Source organism: Marinobacter sp. (genome assembly GCF_041690615.1).
Taxonomy (GTDB): Bacteria; Pseudomonadota; Gammaproteobacteria; order Pseudomonadales; family Oleiphilaceae; genus Marinobacter.
Map to the genome: position 1 here is coordinate 13605 of NZ_JAWLGY010000017.1, position 19220 is coordinate 32824.

Below are 19220 nucleotides of genomic sequence, written 5' to 3' on the forward strand. Positions count from 1 at the left end.
ACTTTGCGGCTGGCATTACGTCCAAAGTCGTCTGGACATGCCTGACGACGAACCCTATGGTTGTCTGGACCATTACCCTGTTGACCCGGACTCCAACATGGCGGACACCCTCAAGCTTTACCCGGCACGGCCCGAAAAAGTCTATTTCTATGGCACCTGTCTGGTGGACCTGTTCTACCCGGATGCCGGCATGGCAGGCATCCAGCTGCTGGAACGGGAAGGCATCGAAGTCATCTTTCCGGATGATCAGACCTGTTGCGGCCAGCCGGCATGGACCTCCGGCTTTCATGATGACGCCCGGGCGGTCGCCCGCCGGCAACTGGACCTGTTCCCGGAAGACTGGCCCATCGTGGTGCCCTCGGGCTCCTGTGGTGGCATGATGCGCAAGCACTACCCGCAACTGTTCCGCGACACCCCGGACCAGGAAAGGGCCATTGAGATCGCCGGGAGGGTCTGGGAACTGACCGACTTCCTGCTTAACGTCTGCCAGGTCTGTCTCAGCGACCGGGGCGAACCGGTCACTGTCGCCATGCACACTTCCTGTTCGGCCCGGCGGGAGCTGGGCCTGGGCGGTACCGGCCCGGAACTGCTGTCGCAACTGGACAGGGTCACGGTGGTGGAGCAGGCCCGGGCGGAGGAATGCTGTGGTTTCGGTGGCACCTTCGCTGTCCGTCACCCGGAGATTTCAGCAGCCATGGTAACCGAAAAAGTAGACACCCTGACTGCCACCGGCGCCCGCCAGTTCGTGACCACCGACTGTGGCTGCCTGATGAACATCGCCGGCTTTGCCGAAAAGCAGGGGCATCTCCTGCACGGTCAGCACATTCTCAGTTTCCTCTGGGAACGCACCCGTGATGAGGCCGGCGAAGAGGGAGCGACCTCGTCATGACCGTCGCCAACACCAACGACGTGCGGCAATTTCACCCCCGGGCCCGGGCCGCCATCGACAACCCCCAGATCCGCCAGAACTTCCGTCGGGCCATGGATGGCCTGATGGACAAACGACGCACCGCCTTCGAAGACTGGGACCTGGAGGCACTGCGCACCCTCGGCGCCAATGTGCGCCAGAATGCACTGGCCCAACTGCCGGAGCTGCTGGAGCAACTGGAGGCACGGCTGATCGCCAATGGCGTGACCGTTCACTGGGCTTTGGATGGCGATGAAGCATGTCGTATCGTCGCTGGTATCTGCAAGGCCCGCAACGCCCGCACTGTCATCAAGGGCAAGTCCATGGTGAGCGAGGAAATGCACCTCAATCACCACCTGGAACAGCACGGCATTGAAGCCCTGGAATCGGACCTGGGGGAATACATTGTGCAACTGGCCGAGGAGACCCCATCCCATATCATCATGCCCGCCATTCACAAGAACACGGGCGAGATTTCCGACCTGATGCACGAGAAAACCGGCACCGACCGCTCGACGGATGTGGAGTACCTCACGGCCAGTGCCCGGCAGCAGTTGCGGGCAAAGTTCATGGCCGCCGACGTGGGCGTGTCAGGCGTCAACTTTGCCGTGGCGGAGACCGGAACCCTGTGCCTGGTGGAAAATGAAGGCAATGGCCGGATGACCACCACGGTGCCTCCCTGCCACGTCGCGGTAACTGGCATCGAGAAAGTGGTGCCCACACTGCAGGACATGTCCGCCCTGCTGGCCCTGCTGACCCGGTCGGCCACGGGGCAGCACATCACCACCTACGTGAATATGATTTCCGGCCCCCGGCGGCCTGATGAGCTGGACGGCCCGGAAGAGGTGCACCTGGTGCTGGTGGACAACGGTCGTTCCGGTATCTACCAGGACGATGAACTGATCGATACCCTGCGCTGTATCCGCTGCGGCGCCTGCATGAACCATTGCCCGGTCTACACCCGGGTGGGGGGCCACGCCTACGGCACCACCTACCCGGGCCCTATCGGAAAAATCCTCATGCCCCACCTGATCGGCCTGGACGAGGGCCGACATCTGCCGTCCGCCTCCAGCCTCTGCGGTGCCTGTGGTGAGGTGTGCCCGGTCAGGATCCCCATCCCCGACCTGCTGGTCCGGCTGAGACAGGAGTCCGTTGACGGCGACCACCTGCACCCGGCCGTCGTATCGGGGCATGGCGCCAAAAGGGAATGGAAGGAATCCCTGGCCTGGCAGACCTGGCGCCTGATCCATGGCCATCCGGCGGCCTACCGTCTGGGAACCGCCATGGCCAGCCGTCTGCGGGCGCTGCAGCCCTCCCGCCTGGGCGCCTGGACCCGGTATCGTACGGCGCCAAAACTGGCCGGTAGAACCCTCCACCAACAGGTCCGGGAGCGACGTTCATGAGCAGCCGTGACCAGATTCTGCAACGGCTGCGCCAGCGCCGGGGTGGGCCCCTGCCCACGCCGGAGCAGGACTTTTCCCCGTTACAGCGCCCGCCATGGACCCTTGACGAGAAACTGGCCCGCTTCCGGGCGGCCATGGAGCCGGTACACGGTGAAATTCATGATTGCCGTGATCGCGACTGGGTGGTCGAACTCGCTGCGCTGCTGGAGGCCCGGGAGGTCACAACCCTGCTGGTCGGTAACGGCCCTGCGCCACTGGCAACCCTTTCATCATCCGCAGCCGGCCTGCCGGAACTAATGGTATACGACGAACCCGTGGACAATTGGAAAACCCACCTGTTCAGTCAGGTGGACGCCGGGCTGACCACAACTCGCGGCGGCATCGCCGAAACCGGCTCCCTGATTCTGTGGCCGGGTGCCGAAGAGCCCCGGCTTATCAGTCTGGTGCCACCTGTCCACATTGCACTGCTGAACGCCTCGGAGTTATACGGCACGCTGGCTGAGGCCATGGCGGGCCAGAACTGGTCGTCGGGTATGCCCACCAACGCCCTGCTGATCTCGGGCCCGTCCAAGACGGCTGATATAGAGCAAACCCTCGCTTATGGGGTCCACGGTCCCCGGGAATTGATCGTACTGGTAATTTCATGATTCGCGGAGCCCTGCTTATCGCCCTCGCATCACTGCTCTGGGCGACCACCGGCATTGTTGCCAAATTCCTGTTCTCGGATACCAGTCTGCAGCCCCTGACCCTGGCACTGCTGCGGCTTCTGGTGGCACTGCCATTCTTCTGGGTATTGATGAAGCGGGAACTGGATTCACGCACCGCCGCCGGTGAGCAACGCCGGCTATGGCCCTCTGTCTCGCCACCGGCCCTGATGGTGCTGGCCGCGCTGGGTCTGTTCCAGGCCTTCTACCAGGGCAGCTATCTGCTTGCCGTGGACCTGACTGGTGCCGGCATCGCGACGCTCATTTCCCTGTGCCTGCCCCCGGTGCTGGTGGCCATACTGGCAGCACCACTGCTGGGCGAGAAACCCAGGCTGATCACGATTCTGGCGCTGATAGCCGCCATAGCGGGTACAGGAATGCTGGTGGTGAGCGATATGGATACCGCCGGCAGCCTGCGCCTTGCGGGTATTCTCATGGCCCTGCTGGCAGCGGCGGTCTACACCGGATTCACCCTGACAAGCCGCTACAACTCTGCCGGAACGCCGGTATTCACAACGGCGTTTATCTGCTTCCTGGTGGCGGCCCTGCTGTTACTCCCGGTGGTCTGGCTGAGCGGCGGGTTTGGCGGGCTGGACACCCTGGGGCCAAGGGAGTGGCTGATGGTGGTCTATATTGGCGTTGTGCCCACCTGCATCGGCTACGTGGGCTTCTTTATTGGCATGAAGACCACGCCCGCGACCCTGTCGAGCATCATCGTGACCCTGGAGCCCTTGTTCGTGGCCCTGCTGGCCTGGCTGATACTTGGCGAAGTGCTGGGCCCCATCGGCATTGCCGGAGCCCTTATTCTGACCGTGGCGGTCATCGTCGCCTCGGTCAGTAGCCGCTCCGGCACACCCGCAAAGGAGTGAGGCGGCCGGGCGGACCATGATCACCGGAGCGGGTCGTCACCCCTCCTTGCGTTGCTTCTCCATCATGTTGGGCTGGAGAATCTCGATCCAGTAGCCGTCCGGGTCGCGGATAAAGGCCAGCCCCTTCATCTTGCCGTCATCAGGACGCTTCACGAAGTCGACTCCGAGTTTCTCGAAGCGTTCGCAAGCCGTGTACACGTCCGGCACCGCCACCCCGATATGGCCAAAGCCCTGGGGCTCGTCGTTGCCGTTGTGGTAGCTGAAGCCTTCGTCTTCTTCGGTACCCCAGTTGTGGGTCAGCTCCAGCATGGCTTCGCGGCCAAAGATAAAGGTGGTCCGATGGCCATCGTCCGCCGGGACCATCTGGGCCTGGCGATCATCCAGGTAAGCCAGGAAGTAGAGCGTGAACTTCATCTCCGGAAAATCCAGCTTGCGCACCAGCCGCATCCCCATCACCCGGGTGTAGAAATCCATGGACCGTTCGGGGTCCTTGATACGCAGCATGGTCTGGTTGAACACGTAGCCTTCGGTTTCCGGTACCACTGAATCATGCAGGCCGGGTGCCTGCTCGAAATGTCGGGGCATGGGTTTACTCCGGTTATGGGTTTGAGTACGGGTCAACCTATATACCTGCGCGCGACATGGCCGGATTTCAACCCCGCCGCCACGGATCAGATGCCACTGCTCATGGGCCAGTTAACTCACGCTGGTATATCTCGGACCCCGGGAGATACACTGTGGCCTCATCAACCCCGGGCCCAGGACTTCATGGCAAACCCGCAACAGCCTTCCACATCCGGTCGCCGGCTTGCTCTGTTCACGCTGCTGTTCCTGTTCCTGACAGGCGCGGGGTTATGGGTCGTCCATCAGCAGTTTGCTGACCGGGATGTGACCTTTGATGGCCGATTGATCACCCCCTGGACACTGGCCACGGTGGGTTCCCTGCTGCTGATCTATTTCACATGCGACGGTCTTCGCCTGTACGCCACCCTCCGTGCCCTGGGTTACAGGGTCAGGCCCCGAGCCATCGCCCGCCTGGTGTTTATCAACATCTTCTTTTCCAACGTTACGCCAATGGCCACCGGCGGTGGCTTTGCCCAGATATGGTATTTACAGCGTGAGGGCGTGCCCCTGGGCTTTGCCACGGCGGCAACCACGATTCGTACCATCCTCGCCATCGTGTTCATTTTCTCCCTGACCCCCGTTTTCCTGGTTACCCTGCCAACGCTCCAGGGCCAGCCTTTACTGGGTCAGGTCAGCTGGGTACTGGCCGTGCTGATCACGCTTTACCTTGCATTTTTTGCCGTGGTCCTGTTCCGCACCCGCTGGCTGATTCCGCCCCTGTCAGTCACCCTGGCCATGCTGGAACGCTGGAACCTGATCAGCCCCCGGCGCCACCGCCGCTGGCAGTTCCGAGCCCGCCGCGAAATGATGCGGTTCGCCCGCAGCTTCGGCTACTACCTCAGGGGAGATCGCCGCTGGGTGTTGTTGTCCGTCGTCTTTACGGCCCTGTTCCTGCTCAGTCTGTTCAGCTTTCCCTGGTTGCTGATCACCGGACTGGGGTATGACATTTCCTGGCTGAATAACCTTGGCCTGCTGGTGGTCACCACCTTCATCATGTACTTTTCGCCCACACCCGGTGCATCGGGCATCTCCGAAGGCGTATTTGGGAGTTTCTTCCGGGACATCCTGGGGGGCAGCCACCTGGTACTGGTTACCATTGCCTGGCGGGCCGTCACCATCTACCTTGGCATGCTGATCGGGCTCATACTGCTGCAGAGGGACCTGGCAAGGAGTCGCAGACCATGATCCGCAACCCCCTCAAACCGCTCTTCTACCTCAACGTCATCGTGGTCCTGCTGTTGCTGGGCTACAAGGCCTACCTGAACTATTTCCTGCCGGAGTTCGAAGGGGTTCATACCAACCAGGTCGAGGCGATTACCGGTGCCATTAACGATGAACCCTACCGCTTTGCCGTGGTTGGCAATATCAACAACTCTGTGGGCATGTTCGAGAACCGCATCCTGCCCCGGATCAACCGCAGTGAAGCCCGGTTCCTGGTCTCCGCCGGCAATGCGGTCAGTAATGGCGGCGAGGACAAGTACCAGGCCCTCTATGGCACCCTTGGGAAGCTTGAGATTCCCTGGCTGCTCACTTTCGGTGAGAACGAGCACAGCACCTTCGGCAGTTACCGTTACTACGAGCACTTCGGTCCCCACTACTTCAGTTTCCGGGTGGCGGATTCCCGTCTTATCTTCCTGGATAGTACCGGGAAGACCCCCTGGCGCTGGCAGGTCCACTGGCTCCACGACCTGCTGGCCGAGGACAGTTCTGAGCACCGCATCGTTTTCGTAGGCCACCCGCTATTCTCCACCAGGGATTCGCTGATACTGGACGACGAAGACGACTACCTGCAACCGGAACCTTTCCGCCAGGCCCTGCTGGACCTGTTCCGACAGCATGGAGTGGACCTGGTGTTCTCCGCCAACGTTGCCACCTGGTCTGACCGGGTCGAGGACGGCACCCGTTTTATCACTACCGGAGGAGCGGGCGGCCTGGTCCTGAACACTGACGACAGCTTTTATCACTACCTGATGGTCACGGTGGACGAACAGGGCATCGAGGTCGATATGCAGCCGGTGGAGACCCGGCAGCACCCGGTGCTGCGTCACCTGGAGAGCCTGTGGTTCTTTATCTACTCCCTGTTCTACACCGGCTTCCTCAACTTTGTTTTGCTGGTAGCCGTACTGGCCATTCTTGCCATCAAACTCTACACCGTGGTCTTCCGTGGACGGGACTATTACCCCAACTATGACCTGGACCCCACTCCGTGGCTGGAAAATCCCATGCGGGTGGTGATGTTTACCAACAACTACCTGCCCTTTATCGGTGGGGTACCGATTTCCATAGAGCGACTGAGGAAGGGCCTCACCAAACTGGGGGATAAGGTCCTGGTGGTTGCCCCCACCTACCAGGACCAGCCTGCGGAGGAGTCCCACGTACTCCGGGTGCCGTCGCTGCTCTCCATGGGGGCACGGCGTGAATTCCGCATGGCCAACATCTTCCTGCGCCGTATCCGGCGCCAGGTGCGGGCATTCCGGCCAGACGTGATCCACGTCCATCACCCGTTCTGGCTCGGGTCACTGGGTGTGTTCATGGCGAGGTTGCTGAATGTGCCGGTTATCTACACCTACCACACCCGCCTGGAGCACTACGCCCACTTCGTGCCCCTGCCCGGCCTGCTGTTCAGGAACCTGATTTCCCACGCCCTGATCCGGCGCTTTGCCAACTTCTGTGATGGAGTCATCGTGCCCACCTACTCCACCGAGGAATACCTGCGCATGATCGGCGTGAAAACGCCCACCTTTGTGCAGCCCACCGGTATCGAGTACGAACGTTTCCAGCAGGTCAGGGATACCGAAGTGGAGGCCCTGAGGTCGCGGCTGGGCCTGCCGGCAGACACCCTGGTGCTGGTCAGCGTTGCCCGCCTGTCCAACGAGAAGAATATTGATTTCATGATTGAAGGGTTGACCGAAGTAAGGCAAAGGACCACCCGCCCCTTCCATTTCCTGATGGTCGGGGACGGCCACCAGCGGGACCGCCTGCAGGCACGGGTTGAGGAACTGGGCATGGCCGACAGTATCACCCTCGCCGGCGCGGTGCCCCCGGACGAGATGGCCACCTGGTACCGGCTGGGGGACGCTTTCCTGTTCGCGTCGAAATCCGAAACCCAGGGTATGGTAATCCTCGAAGCCATGGCTGCGGGGCTGCCTGTGGTAGCGGTGCGCTCCAGCGGAATCGACGATGTGATCCAGCACGGTCAGAACGGCTACAAGACGCCGGAACGACGGGACCTCTGGTGCGAGCGGGTAACGGACCTTCTGGACGACGATACCTTGCGCCAGCGGCTCTCCGACCATGCCCGGGCCTTTGCCCGGGACTTCTCCGTGGAGCGTTTCTCGGGCAACGTCCGGGAAATCTACGCCTACGTACTGGCGGCCCGCGACGAGCAAGCCAGGGCTAGTCGTTTCACCCGGCGACATAAAGCGGGCGACCGGCGGTCATCGTAACCGGGTTATATGCCGTATACTGGTTCAGGTAATGCCCTGCCCGGGCGTCATTTTAAGGTTCCAGTGGAGCGCGGCACCATGAACAAGATCCCCGTCGGTATCAGCACCTGCCTGCTTGGCAAGGAAGTCCGCCATGACGGCGGCCACAAGCACTCCCGGTACTGTACCGAGGTGCTGTCCCGTTACTTTGAATTCCGCTCCCTTTGCCCGGAACTGGAAGCCGGACTCGGTGTTCCCCGGCCAGCTATCCACCTGCGGGAAAGCGGCGAGGGGCTTCAGCTGGTCGAGGTCAGACAAGGCACCGACCATACCGCAGAAATGCAGGGTTTTATCGACCAGGTCATGGACTCATTGGCCGATTTGCGCGGCTATATCCTGATGGCCAAGTCTCCCTCCTGCGGGATGGAGCGCATCCGCATACATAACAGCGATGGCAACGTGGTCCACCGGGACGGTCGTGGCATGTTTGCCGAGGCGCTGATCCGCAACTACCCGCTGATGCCCGTGGAAGAGGAAGGGCGACTCAATGATGACCAGCTGCGAGAGAACTTTATTGAGCGGGTCTTCGCCTACGATGACTGGATGCAGAACGTGGCCGGAGAGCGGCTCACGCCCCAGGCCCTGATCGAGTTCCATACCCGCCACAAGTTCCAGTTGCTGGCCCACTCCGAACAGATTTACCGGCAGCTTGGCCCCATGCTGGGGGACCTGAAATCCGAGCCCCTGGCCAACATCGCCGACCGCTACATTCACCGCTTTATGGAGGCCATGACCCGGCGGGTCAGCCGCGGCTCCCATGTCAACGCCATGCAGCACCTGATGGGGTACCTGCGGGACTCCATGGGCGATGCCGACCGCAAGGTACTGATGGAACAGATCGAAGCCTACCACCGAGGCGAGGTACCACTAATTGTGCCCATGACCCTTCTACGCATGGCCCAGCGCCGGGAGCCCATCAGCTACCTGGACCAGCAGCATTACCTGTCGCCCTATCCGGATGACCTGGGCCTCAGGAACAGGATCTGAGCGGGCCCTGCGCCTAAAGCTGGAAGTTTCACTTTGTGAACTATATGCTAAACATTCCTTTCTGAGCGGAACCGGACAACCATGCGTTACTGTGTGATAGCCCTGCTGCTGTTTCTGGGCACACAAACCGCTGTAGGTGACGATGCGAGGCCTGCCGGTCTACCGGAAAAACTGACCTTCAATGTCAGTACCGGGGGCCAGCCCCCCTTCACCATCGTCCACGACGACGGCCGTGTTTCCGGAATTTTCTGGGATGTATTATCGGCAATTGCCGAGAGCTACCAAGTAGAGCTCACCTCTATCGAAGTGCCGCCCAAACGCACGGAAAGCCTGCTCCTATCCGGCCACGTGGACGTCACCATGCGGGCCAGGGAATGGGTCGATGACCCTCAAGCGTTCGTGTTCTCCGATCCGGTTATGATGACCCGTGACGCCATTTTCGTGCACCGTGACAGCGATCGAAAGATTGATGCCATAGAGGACCTGGGAGGTACCCTGCTCGGCCGTCTCGGCTTCCACTATCCCTGGCTGGCAGAGCGACTGCAACAGGAGGCGGTATCTTTGATACCCGTGCAGGATCAGGAATCGATGCTGCGACGTCTTTACCACGGCGGCACCCGGTTCACGGGCGCGATCAGTAACCTACATGCGGGCTACTGGACCCTGGAGAACGCTGCTTGGGGGGACAGCATCCGCGAAGCTCCCATTCGCCTGGATGAAGTCGGTTACCGCCTCATGTTTCCCCCCCGACACCAGTCACTGGTGCCCTGGATCAACCAGGAACTACAGCGGATGAAGGCCAGCGGGGAACTGGACCGTATTATTCGCGACTACCAGTAAGCGACTGAGCCGTCATCAGAAACCGTACAAAAGTGACAGGGAGGTTTCGGTGTCTGTGTCTTCCGACTCAGGCGGTGCGTCAGACACATGGGTGACGCGGTAGGCCAACTTCATGGACAGGTCACCGATGACGCTGGCCTGGACCGCCGTTTCCGACTCGGTGATCACGTTGTTTTCATCAAGGCCGATCTCGGTAGAGAGCTTCTGGCGAAACAGGGCGTTCTCCGACAGGGCGAAATCGAACTGCCCCGCCAGGCGGGCAATAGCCTCGTCCTCGTCCAGGTTGCCATCCTCGTCCGGCTCATTCAGTTTATTGAAGCGATAACCCACACCAGCCGACAGGTCCAGGAAGGAATCCTCCCCCAGCTCCCAGACCCGGTGACCATAGCCGGTGGTGGCAGAAGAACGGAAGTCATAGCCGGAAAAGCGGTCATTCTCCCAGGACCCGCGAAGGAACCAGAACTGGTTTTCAGAGAACTTGTAGTCCGTCTCTGCCTCAGCCCGGTAACGCTCGGCCGTGGTTTCATCCTCGGCCTCGGTATAGGCAGAACGGAGCTCCCCGATATTGCGCCAGCTTTCAGTTTCGTGCACCAGGCCCAGGCGCCCCTTGAGATTGGTCTCCTCCGAGTTGCCGGTCGTGACCAGCAGGCCGAGCTCGGCCTCACCTTCCCAGTTACTGTCCTGGGCGTTAGCCGCCAGGGGCATGGTCAGGGCGACAAAGGCCGCCGCGCTGGTAATGCGAGTCATGGGTTCTCCGTGGTTGGTTCTGGTTCAGACGGAAGCCTTTCCGGGGCACTGCTCTCCCTGTGCACTGCGGGCGGCCTGGCGGGCGCGTTCGGCTTTTTTGCGGGCCTTGCGCTCGGCAATGATCCGGGCCGCCTCTCCGCCCACATGGGCTTCACCCCGCTCCCGGGCCAGCCGTACCTGGCGCTCACGCTCGGCAAAACGGGCCCGCTGCTCTTCAGTCAGGGTATCAATGCACTGGTGACAGCTTACACCGCGCTCGTATTCCGGACGCTGCTTGTCAGCTTCGGTGATGGGACGACGGCAGGCATGGCACTGGTCATACTGCCCGCGTTCCAGCTTGTGGTTGACGGTAACCCGGTCATCAAACACAAAGCACTCACCCCGCCACAAGCTGCTCTCTTCAGGTACGGATTCCAGGTAATTCAGGATACCGCCCTTGAGATGGTAGACCTCCTCGAATCCCTGTTCTTTCAGGAACGCCGTGGACTTCTCGCAGCGAATGCCGCCGGTGCAGAACATGGCGACTTTCCGGTGTCTGTCCGGGTCCAGGTTTTCCTTCACATACTGCGGGAACTCCCGGAAGGTATCGGTGGCCGGGTTTACGGCCCGCTCGAAGGTGCCGATCTCCACCTCATACTGGTTACGGGTATCGATCAGCAGCACGTCAGGGTCGGAGATGAGGTCGTTCCATTCCCGGGGCTCCACATAGGTGCCTACGGTGCGTTTGGGGTCGATTCCCTCAATCCCCATGGTAACGATCTCTTTCTTGAGCTTGACCTTGGTGCGCTTGAACGGCTGGATGTCGACGAAAGACTCCTTGTAATCAATCCCTTCGAAGCGCTCGTCCTGGCTGAGCCAGTCCTTGACTGCATCGACGCCCTCACGGCTGCCGGCAATGGTGCCGTTGATGCCTTCGCGGGCCAGCAGCAAGGTGCCATGGACGTCCCTTGAAAGCATCAGGTCCAGCAGAGGCTGGCGTAAATCACGGTAATCATTCAGCACTGCGAACTTGTACAGTGCGCAGACAACAACATTCTGGGACATGGTGACTCCTGCGGGCCGGACCGTAAATCCGGAGCATGGTGATTCAGTACGACGCCGGCACGGGCCGGCATCGTCAATGGCGGGCGAATTTTAACCAAACCCGGAAATGAAAACCAATCCGCCAGGGGCGACCGGCATTACTGTTCGTTCAGTTCCCGCTCAACCACGGCAGAAAGCTGTTCCCAGCCCGGGCGATTGAGGGGGATATTGTTCACCAGCACGGTCGGGGTACTGGCAATCTGCAGCTGTATGGCTACCTGCCGGCTGTCCTCGATGGCCTCACTGTGCAACTCGGACTCCATGCACCGCTTGAAGCGACGGTTATCCAAGTCCAGGTCGTCAGCATAGCCAGCAAATCGATCCGAGGCATCAGAGAGTGACTCCCAGTTGGACTGCTCTTCAAACAGACGGTCATGCATGGCCCAGTACTGGTCCTGGTCACCGGCACAACGAGCCGCCATAGCCGCAGGGGTGGAGTGGGTATGCTGGGGCAGAGGCAGGTCAAAGAATACGAAGCGTACCTTGCCTGGCTCCACGTACTCTTCTTTCAGGCGCGCAGTGGCCTCGGCAAAGCGGGCGCACGCCGGGCACTGGTAGTCGGCGAACTCCCTTACCACGACATCGGCGTCTTCCGGCCCCACCGAAACACCATAACGATCCAGTTCCGCCGGAAACGCCGGGGTGTCTTCAGACACATCCGGCAGGTCGCCGGCACCGGTCAGCGACGGCTGGGTCAGGTAATACAACGCAGCCACAACAGCTACGGCAACAATCACCAGCCCGGTGAACACCAGGCTCTTGCGGGAGCGCTTGCGGGGTGACGGCCCCCCCGTTTCCTGACGACGTTTGGCTTCACCCATGGATGGTCTCCTGCTCCTTGTCCGTAGTATGGCGGCGATGTTTCAAGGGACGCTATTGTGAGATGTTTGGCCCGGCGGAACAACTCCCTGTGCCTGCACTATGCCGCCAGCCCGCTTCAGGGAGACGTCAGTCGTCGTCTTCCTCCAGTTCGATCTCTTCAGCAATATAGCCGCCGCCATCATCAGCCACATAGTCGACCTCGACACGGTCACCTTCACTCAGGTCAGCAAATTCCACATCATCAAGCTCGCTGTCCCCACCTACACGGATCACCGCGCCGAGAACAGTCAGGCTTTCCGAGCCGGCGTCGCGGTTCAAGGCTTCAATCCGTCCCTCGAGTTGATACCCAGAGTCATCAACATCACTTTCACACTCGATTTCCAGGGCTTCCAGGTACCCTGCATCCGACCGCTGGATGCCGGCAACTTCAAGCGCAACCCGACCGATCAGCTCCGAACCGATCACTTCAGGGCAGCCCTCATCATCGTCGTCATCGTCCTCACGGATAGTGAACGGTGTCTGGCGAATCTCGACGCCGCCAACCCAGAGGACATCGCCGTCCACCCCGTCGAGGGCTCCTTCCACTTCCGCATCCGCGTCACGGTACTCGATTTCCTCGGCCTGCAACGTCAGCACACCATTGTCGTTAATATAACGCCCCTCGACCTGCAGCAAGACGCCGGGGTTGATATCGGATGGCGCCAGGTCATCAACTTCGGTATTGCCGTCCGTAGTGACAGGAATACCGTTCAGCGAGAAACGGCCATTGGCGAATTCACCGTCGAACGCCTCGGTTACCACTCCCGCGATCTGGACATCCTCATCAAGGGATTCATCCAGGAAAGCCGTCGGGCCATTACAGATCTCACTGACGATAAACGCTGCGTCGCCGGAGTATTCGCCTTCGGCGTCAACCGGCGTACCGTCAGCCAGTTCCAGTTCGTCACATACAGCCCCTGAGGGGATCTGCAACTCCAGGCCATCGACAAAGTAGCGCTCGTTTCCCTCTTCACCGGTGACGGAAAGGTAGCCCTCGATTTCCTGTGCGCGATCCGCCGATGTAACAGGTCCGATAAAGCTGGCCCGGAAACTGCCGTCTGCCTGCAGCCAGCCACTGACTCTCAGGGGCTGATCGACGGTGATCGTCGCCAGGTCCGCCAGCGTGGTCTGCGTCAGGCGGTCCAGGGTGACATCAAAGCCCATGACCTCGACTCGCCCTTGCCGGGCCACATCGTCCCAGGGCTGAGTAACCGAGGTCACCGGCCCACGCAGGGTGTCGTCATAACGGACCAGTTCCGCCTGCCCCTCGCCATCGTCCTGCCATTCTCCACGGATCTGCAGAATCATCCCTTTTTCAAGGTCCGCTTCGACGGGAACACCAGGCTCACCCTCGAAATCGTCAATGCTCAGGTTCTCGGTGATAAACCGGATTCCATTGACAAAAACACTGCCAAAACCGGACACAGGCCCGACGCTGGAGCCGGTGCCACGAATGCCCCCCTCGGCAAGGCCTCCCCCACCCGAAACACCTCCCCCGGCACCACCACAGGCTGCCAGCGACAGTGTTGCCGACAACAGGCAGATGGTGGCGAGACGACTAGCTGGACGAGCAATCATGGTCTTTCCCTCTGTTCTGAACCGGGTCTTCAAAATAGAACACACTGATGCCCGTGCGAACCGCCCGATGGGCTGCTTCTGTCCCGGCTCCGGTTACATCCTGATCCTTTGGTCCCAGCCAGCCGTCCAGCCGCTCAAGGAGCTGCTGTGACTGGCGACTGGCCAGTGCCCGCCACTCCCCGATGACTTCCGGTGGGATGTTGTCGTATGTGAGCGTCCGCTGAAACAGGGGCTGCTGCCCCTGCCGGCTGCTCACAAGGTTGTAGTCAATGGTGGCCACAAGATCTGATACGTCTTCACCGAAGATATGGAGCATCTCAGTGTCGTCGCCGGCCGGCACATAGGCCCGCTTGCGAAGTTCGAGCATACCCCCCTCTTCGGCCTTCCAGGCCACCACACCCACGCGCAGCAGTTCGTCCAGCACGGCCCTGGGGGTCATATCGCCACTGTAAAGGCGGACCAACTCGGCAAAGCCGGCGCTGCCATCCACCGTGAGTGTCGCGGGATGCCCACGGGCATCCTGAAAACGGGGATCATGTACCCAGCCCGCCACCACCCGGGACGCGCGGTTGCCCTGGCGATTGTATCGGGGCTCGAGGGGCTCGCCGGCGAGGATTTCCCGCTGACGCTTCACTTCCTTCCGGGTCAGCCCGGTGAGCACAGCGGCCCGTGAGTCGGTCATTTTCCGTCCTCGCTCCGGAAAATCCTTCAGAGCAGTCTCGATGTAGGCTCTCCGCGCCAGTTCGGCAAAGTCCCCGAAAGGCACGCCATTACGGAGCAACAGGCGGACCAGGGGCCGGAGGATTCGATAGAGGGCACGGTGCAGGGGCCCGAGAGTATGATCTGACATGGTTTGGGATTGTATTCCCACATAAGGGGGTAGCACCAGAGAGGGGCCATGACCGGCCCCTCAATTATCCAGCACCATCAATCATCACTGTCATCGTCATCGTCGTCTTCAAGTTCGATGTCAGTGATTACGTAACGGCCCGGCGAGCCTTCAAACTCGATCTCAACCCGACTACCGGCAGAAATACCGCTGAAGCTGACGTCGCCCCGGTTCAGGGTCAGGCCCATGATATTCAAGGTATCACCGGTTATCTCATCCACCCGGCCTTCCACTTCGAAGTCGCCATCATCGTCGTCTTCACGCTCGATCTTGAACGCCTCAAGGTAACTACCGGTATTGTCGGAGCGCTGGCGACCCTCGATCTCGACGTACTGGCCCTGTGCCAGGGACTCCAGGTCCTGGGTGCGGCTGCGGGCATCATCATCGTCGTCGTCCTCAATGAGGGTATTGATGGAAATGGCCACCGTCACCCCGGAAACCTGCATCCGGTTCTCCGCAAGGTTGACCGAGTCGATCACGCCTTCCAGCTCCGCATCGCCATCCCGGGGCTCGATTTCCTCTGCGTGAAGCAGGCCGCCGCGATATTCACCCTCGACTTTCACGAACAGACCATCGGACAACTGGTCCTCGCGCAGGCCGTCATCAAACTCAGTATCGCTGTCCACCTGGACAGTCACGCCGTTGAGAATAAACCGGCGGGCGCTGGTGTCGTAATCACCGGCGATGGCACCGGAAATCTCCACATCATCGTCATCGTCGAACCAGTCGTCCTCGCCTTCAATCTCCCGGGCCATCAGTACACCGTTATCGAGGTAGCCCTCGACTTCCACCACCAAGCCATCACGAAGATCATCGGCGCTATCGAGGTCGTCATCAAACCCGGCCAACTGATAATCCACCACCAGACCGCTGATGGTAAAGGTCCGTGCGTCACGATCCAGGTCAGCAATCACTCCCTCGATCTCTGTCTCACGGTCATCATCCCCTGTGAAGCGCTCCGCCACCGGCCGGATGCCCACAAAGCTTGCCCTGAAACTGCCATCCCCCTGACGCCAGGCACTCACCCGCACCCGGTAATTGCCAGGTGCCCCGGCTACGGTTGCAAGCTCGTCGATACTTTTAATGACGGTGCGCCCATCCAGCAAAACGGTCTGGCCAGCCAGCATCAGCGAGCCAGTGTTCTCGACCTCATCCCAGCTGAAAGCCGTCAGGGCACCACGAAGGGTGTCGTCGTATTCGACGCTGCGGGCCCGGCCTTCGTTACGGTCGTCATCCCAATCGGCCTTCACCTGCAGGATCATGCCTTTTTCCAGCTCGTCTTCCCGGCTGAGTCCGTCATCGCTGGTAATGCTGCCGCCAAGATCGTCGGTATTGAAGTAGGTACCGTTGACATAGACGCTGCCAAAACCGGAAACCGGCCCCACGCTGGTGCCGCTGGCCGTGGTGCTGGTTTCGCCGGTGGTATCGCCGGAACTTGAGCCCCCGCCTCCGCCACAGGCCACCAGGGAGCCGGCGACGGTTCCGATCAGCAGGGCTTTAACTGCGATTGTCAGTTTGTTGCGTTTCATTGCTCTCTCCATTGCGTGCTCGACCGTTCTTATCGGCCTGGACTGCCCGGGGGCGGTAACGCCAATTCCGCTTTTGGGACTTTTTTCCCAACTCATATTTTGGGATTTTATTCCCAATTTACAAAAAGTCCAGCAGCCAACGGTGAAGTTTTTGTGAACCTCACCGGCCGGGCCACGTAAAGAACTGAACACACGACGAAAACGGAAGCGAAAAAATGTTGGGATTTCTGAAGGGCGATCCAAAGAAAAAACTGCAGAAAGCCTATAACGACAAGCTCGCGAAGGCCTTGCACGCACAACGAAACGGGGATTTAAGGACGCACTCCGCCCTGATGGAGGAGGCCGAAGCCCTCTATGCGCAGATCCAGGCGCTGGACAAGAAAGGGGGTTGAGACAATTGTAAGGGGGCACCACCGGGCCGCCGGGGTGACCCTCCGGCCATCCCGGCAATTAGCGGAGCTCCCTTCAGTCGGTGATAAACTGCGCCAGCAGTCGGTTCAGGCGATCCACTTCACGGCGCATTTCCCGGACCTCGTCCAGCAGGTCCAGGGACATGGCCAGGCCCGGCAGGTTGATCTTGAGGTCCCGCTGCAGACGCTGGGCCTTGCGTAGCCGCGCCAGGGCCTGCAGGTCAAACGCCCACTCGTGGACCTCTGCGGTATCGTTCACCGGTGATATCACGCCGTGACTCACCAGCTTGATCACGAATTCCGCGTGACATTCCCCGCGTTCGCAGACCTCCCGCAGAGTGAAGGTACCTGCCGGGTCGTCCAGTTCGATGGTGATGGTGGTATCCGTGGTTGTCATCCTGCCCCCTGTCACACATGCAGTTTGCTACGCGGATTGAAATGCTTCTCGGCTTCCGCCAGTTGCTGGTAGAGCTTCTCGGCCTCTTCGCTGTGCTGCTCCGGCATGACCACCTGTAGCACCACAATCTGATCGCCCGGGTGCTTGCCGGGCAGGCCCTTGCCCTTCAGCCTAAGCTTGCGACCACTGTTGGAGCCCTTGGGAACCTTCAGGTTCACCTTGCCCCCCACAGTCGGCACGGTGACACTGGCGCCCAGGGCGGCCTCCCAGGGGGCCACCGGTACGGTCAGCAACAGGTCCCTGCCTTCCACTGTGAACAGCGGATGGGGCGCCAGTTCCACCTCGATAAACAGATCGCCATTCTCGCCACCGCCAATGCCGGGAGAGCCCTGGCCTTTCAGACGGATATGCTGGCCATCCCGCATGCCGGCAGGAATCTTCACCTTTAGGGTTTTCGGCCTGGTGACAATGCGCCCGTGCTCGTCCACCTCATGGGTGGTGAACTGAACCTGCTTCTCACAACCATGGTAGGCTTCCTCCAGGAACAGCGCCAGGCGGGCATGCACGTCTTCACCCCGGCTGCGCGCGCTCTGGCGGAAACCGCCGAATCCGCCGCCAGAGAAGCCCCCGGCCCGGCGACTGCCACCGAAGATCTCCTCGAAAAAGTCACTGAACTGGCGGGCATCGGCATCTGTGTAACCACCACCACCAAACCCGGAAGCACTTTGCCACCCGGGCGGCGGCTCGAAAGAACCGTCATCCCGGGCGCCATACTTGCGCAACTGGTCGTATTCCGCCCGTTTCTCCGGGTCTTTCAGCACCTCGTAGGCTTCGCCCACATCCTTGAACTTTGTGTCAGCGTCTTCCTCCTTGCTGACATCCGGGTGATATTTCCGGGCCAGCTTGCGGTAGGCCTTCTTGATTTCCTCGGGAGAGGCCGACTCGCTGACACCGAGTACCGCGTAGTAGTCCTTGAAGTCCATCGATTCTCCTCGCGCCTTATATAAAAAATCTCTACCTACCTATATTTGACGCGAACACCGAAATTACAAGTCAGTCAGGTTCGATCGGTAACCGGCGTTTGTGAGCGGTGGCCCGCCAGGTTTCCAGGATAATTGCCCGGCCCCGGTCAGTAACCGGTCTGCCTTCCAGAAAATCGTCAATTTCATCGTAACTGACCCCCAGGGCCTCTTCATCGGTCTTGCCGGGGTCCAGTGATTCCAGGTCAGCGGCAGGCACCTTGTCCACCAGCCTGGCCGGTACCCCCAGGGCCTGCCCCAGCTGACGCACCTGGCGCTTGTTCAGTCCGGTCAGCGGTACCAGGTCACAGGCGCCGTCACCGTACTTGGTAAAGAAGCCCATCATGGCCTCAGCGGCCTGGTCAGTGCCCACCACCAGCCCGGACCTCGCGCCGGCGACGGCGTACTGGGCGATCATCCGTTGCCGGGCCTTGATATTTCCCATCACGAAATCCCGGTGACCGGCGTCCCGGAACTGCAGGCCACCCTGGTCAAGGGATTCGAGTATGGCATCACTGGCAGGCTTTATATCCACCTCAAGCAGCTCATCCGGATCGATAAACCTAAGGGCCGTGCGGGCGTCTTCCTCGTCGTGCTGCACCCCATAGGGCAGCCTCATCGCCACGAACCGGGCAGCGTCCATGCCCTGTGCCCTGGCGGACTCAACGGCAAGCTGGGCAAGGCGCCCGGCAACGGTGGAATCAACACCACCACTGATTCCCAGTACCAGGGAGTGCTGTCCGGAGGCGGCCATATGCTCCCTGAGGAATGCCACCCGCCGCTCGATTTCCTGGTCCGGGTCTATCGCCGCCCGTACCTTCAGCTCGCGGATGATCTGTTGTTGAACGTCATCGCCTGATGGGGCATCCATCCGTCGTCTCCTCTGAC

General features: G+C 60.6%; 19 protein-coding genes. 9 read left to right on the forward strand and 10 right to left on the reverse strand.

What is annotated here, in order from left to right; genetic code table 11:
• The first annotated feature begins 37 nt into the window (after window positions 1-37).
• The 4 genes from ACESMZ_RS12545 to ACESMZ_RS12560 are packed head-to-tail and all read left to right on the forward strand — an operon-like array spanning window position 38 to window position 3883.
• Window positions 38-889 (forward strand): (Fe-S)-binding protein, encoded by an 852-nt coding sequence (locus ACESMZ_RS12545; RefSeq protein WP_411289451.1) that lies wholly within the window; start codon window positions 38-40, stop codon window positions 887-889.
• Window positions 886-2310: a LutB/LldF family L-lactate oxidation iron-sulfur protein gene (locus ACESMZ_RS12550; protein ID WP_372972692.1), complete on the forward strand. Its 1425-nt coding sequence runs from the start codon at window positions 886-888 to the stop codon at window positions 2308-2310. Before ACESMZ_RS12545 ends, ACESMZ_RS12550 begins: the two co-directional genes overlap by 4 nt.
• Window positions 2307-2957: a lactate utilization protein C gene (locus ACESMZ_RS12555; protein ID WP_372956633.1), complete on the forward strand. Its 651-nt coding sequence runs from the start codon at window positions 2307-2309 to the stop codon at window positions 2955-2957. Before ACESMZ_RS12550 ends, ACESMZ_RS12555 begins: the two co-directional genes overlap by 4 nt.
• Complete coding sequence (locus ACESMZ_RS12560) at window positions 2954-3883, forward strand: DMT family transporter (protein WP_372956632.1); 930 nt, start codon at window positions 2954-2956, stop codon at window positions 3881-3883. Before ACESMZ_RS12555 ends, ACESMZ_RS12560 begins: the two co-directional genes overlap by 4 nt.
• 36 nt (window positions 3884-3919) lie before the next feature.
• Here ACESMZ_RS12560 and gloA read toward each other — a convergent pair whose 3' ends face one another.
• Window positions 3920-4468 (reverse strand): lactoylglutathione lyase, encoded by a 549-nt coding sequence (gene gloA / locus ACESMZ_RS12565; protein WP_372972693.1) that lies wholly within the window; start codon window positions 4466-4468, stop codon window positions 3920-3922.
• Between the two features lie 183 nt (window positions 4469-4651).
• Here gloA and ACESMZ_RS12570 point away from each other — a divergent pair, with 183 nt between their 5' ends.
• From ACESMZ_RS12570 to ACESMZ_RS12585, 4 genes are all read left to right on the forward strand, one after another.
• Window positions 4652-5692 carry a YbhN family protein gene (locus tag ACESMZ_RS12570; protein ID WP_372972694.1) on the forward strand — a complete coding sequence of 347 codons (1041 nt, stop codon included), beginning with the start codon at window positions 4652-4654 and terminating at the stop codon, window positions 5690-5692.
• The gene (locus tag ACESMZ_RS12575) at window positions 5689-7953 is read left to right on the forward strand and encodes a glycosyltransferase (protein ID WP_372972695.1); all 2265 of its coding nucleotides are present in this window, start codon (window positions 5689-5691) and stop codon (window positions 7951-7953) included. The genes ACESMZ_RS12570 and ACESMZ_RS12575 overlap by 4 nt, the downstream gene beginning before the upstream one ends.
• A 78-nt stretch (window positions 7954-8031) precedes the next feature.
• Entirely contained in the window at window positions 8032-8979 is a 948-nt protein-coding gene (locus ACESMZ_RS12580; protein WP_372956628.1) for a YbgA family protein, read from the forward strand.
• An 81-nt stretch (window positions 8980-9060) separates the two neighbouring features.
• Window positions 9061-9819: a substrate-binding periplasmic protein gene (locus tag ACESMZ_RS12585; protein WP_372972696.1), complete on the forward strand. Its 759-nt coding sequence runs from the start codon at window positions 9061-9063 to the stop codon at window positions 9817-9819.
• Between the two features lie 15 nt (window positions 9820-9834).
• Here the strand turns inward: ACESMZ_RS12585 and ACESMZ_RS12590 are convergent, their stop codons facing one another.
• From ACESMZ_RS12590 to ACESMZ_RS12615, 6 genes are all read right to left on the reverse strand, one after another.
• Window positions 9835-10566: a YdiY family protein gene (locus tag ACESMZ_RS12590; RefSeq protein WP_372972697.1), complete on the reverse strand. Its 732-nt coding sequence runs from the start codon at window positions 10564-10566 to the stop codon at window positions 9835-9837.
• Between the two features lie 24 nt (window positions 10567-10590).
• Window positions 10591-11610, reverse strand: coding sequence for a rhodanese-related sulfurtransferase (locus ACESMZ_RS12595; RefSeq protein ID WP_372972698.1), 1020 nt, complete (start codon window positions 11608-11610; stop codon window positions 10591-10593).
• 137 nt (window positions 11611-11747) lie between these two features.
• Window positions 11748-12470: a DsbA family protein gene (locus ACESMZ_RS12600; protein WP_372972699.1), complete on the reverse strand. Its 723-nt coding sequence runs from the start codon at window positions 12468-12470 to the stop codon at window positions 11748-11750.
• A gap of 127 nt (window positions 12471-12597) precedes the next feature.
• Window positions 12598-14088: a DUF5666 domain-containing protein gene (locus tag ACESMZ_RS12605; protein WP_372972700.1), complete on the reverse strand. Its 1491-nt coding sequence runs from the start codon at window positions 14086-14088 to the stop codon at window positions 12598-12600.
• The gene (locus ACESMZ_RS12610) at window positions 14069-14938 is read right to left on the reverse strand and encodes a DUF6502 family protein (protein ID WP_372972701.1); all 870 of its coding nucleotides are present in this window, start codon (window positions 14936-14938) and stop codon (window positions 14069-14071) included. The genes ACESMZ_RS12605 and ACESMZ_RS12610 overlap by 20 nt, the downstream gene beginning before the upstream one ends.
• Before the next feature lie 77 nt (window positions 14939-15015).
• Entirely contained in the window at window positions 15016-16506 is a 1491-nt protein-coding gene (locus ACESMZ_RS12615; protein ID WP_372972702.1) for a DUF5666 domain-containing protein, read from the reverse strand.
• A gap of 215 nt (window positions 16507-16721) precedes the next feature.
• Here ACESMZ_RS12615 and ACESMZ_RS12620 point away from each other — a divergent pair, with 215 nt between their 5' ends.
• Window positions 16722-16898, forward strand: a complete 177-nt coding sequence (locus ACESMZ_RS12620; RefSeq protein WP_372972703.1) for a DUF6435 family protein — start codon at window positions 16722-16724, stop codon at window positions 16896-16898.
• 73 nt (window positions 16899-16971) lie between these two features.
• Here the strand turns inward: ACESMZ_RS12620 and ACESMZ_RS12625 are convergent, their stop codons facing one another.
• The 3 genes from ACESMZ_RS12625 to nadE all read right to left on the reverse strand — a co-directional run bounded on the left by ACESMZ_RS12625 (window position 16972) and on the right by nadE (window position 19203).
• Window positions 16972-17313: a chaperone modulator CbpM gene (locus tag ACESMZ_RS12625; protein WP_372972704.1), complete on the reverse strand. Its 342-nt coding sequence runs from the start codon at window positions 17311-17313 to the stop codon at window positions 16972-16974.
• 11 nt (window positions 17314-17324) lie between these two features.
• Window positions 17325-18296, reverse strand: a complete 972-nt coding sequence (locus tag ACESMZ_RS12630; protein WP_372972705.1) for a DnaJ C-terminal domain-containing protein — start codon at window positions 18294-18296, stop codon at window positions 17325-17327.
• Window positions 18297-18366: 70 nt separating this feature from the next.
• Window positions 18367-19203, reverse strand: a complete 837-nt coding sequence (gene nadE, locus ACESMZ_RS12635) for an ammonia-dependent NAD(+) synthetase (protein ID WP_372972706.1) — start codon at window positions 19201-19203, stop codon at window positions 18367-18369.
• Between the last annotated feature and the right edge of the window lie 17 nt (window positions 19204-19220).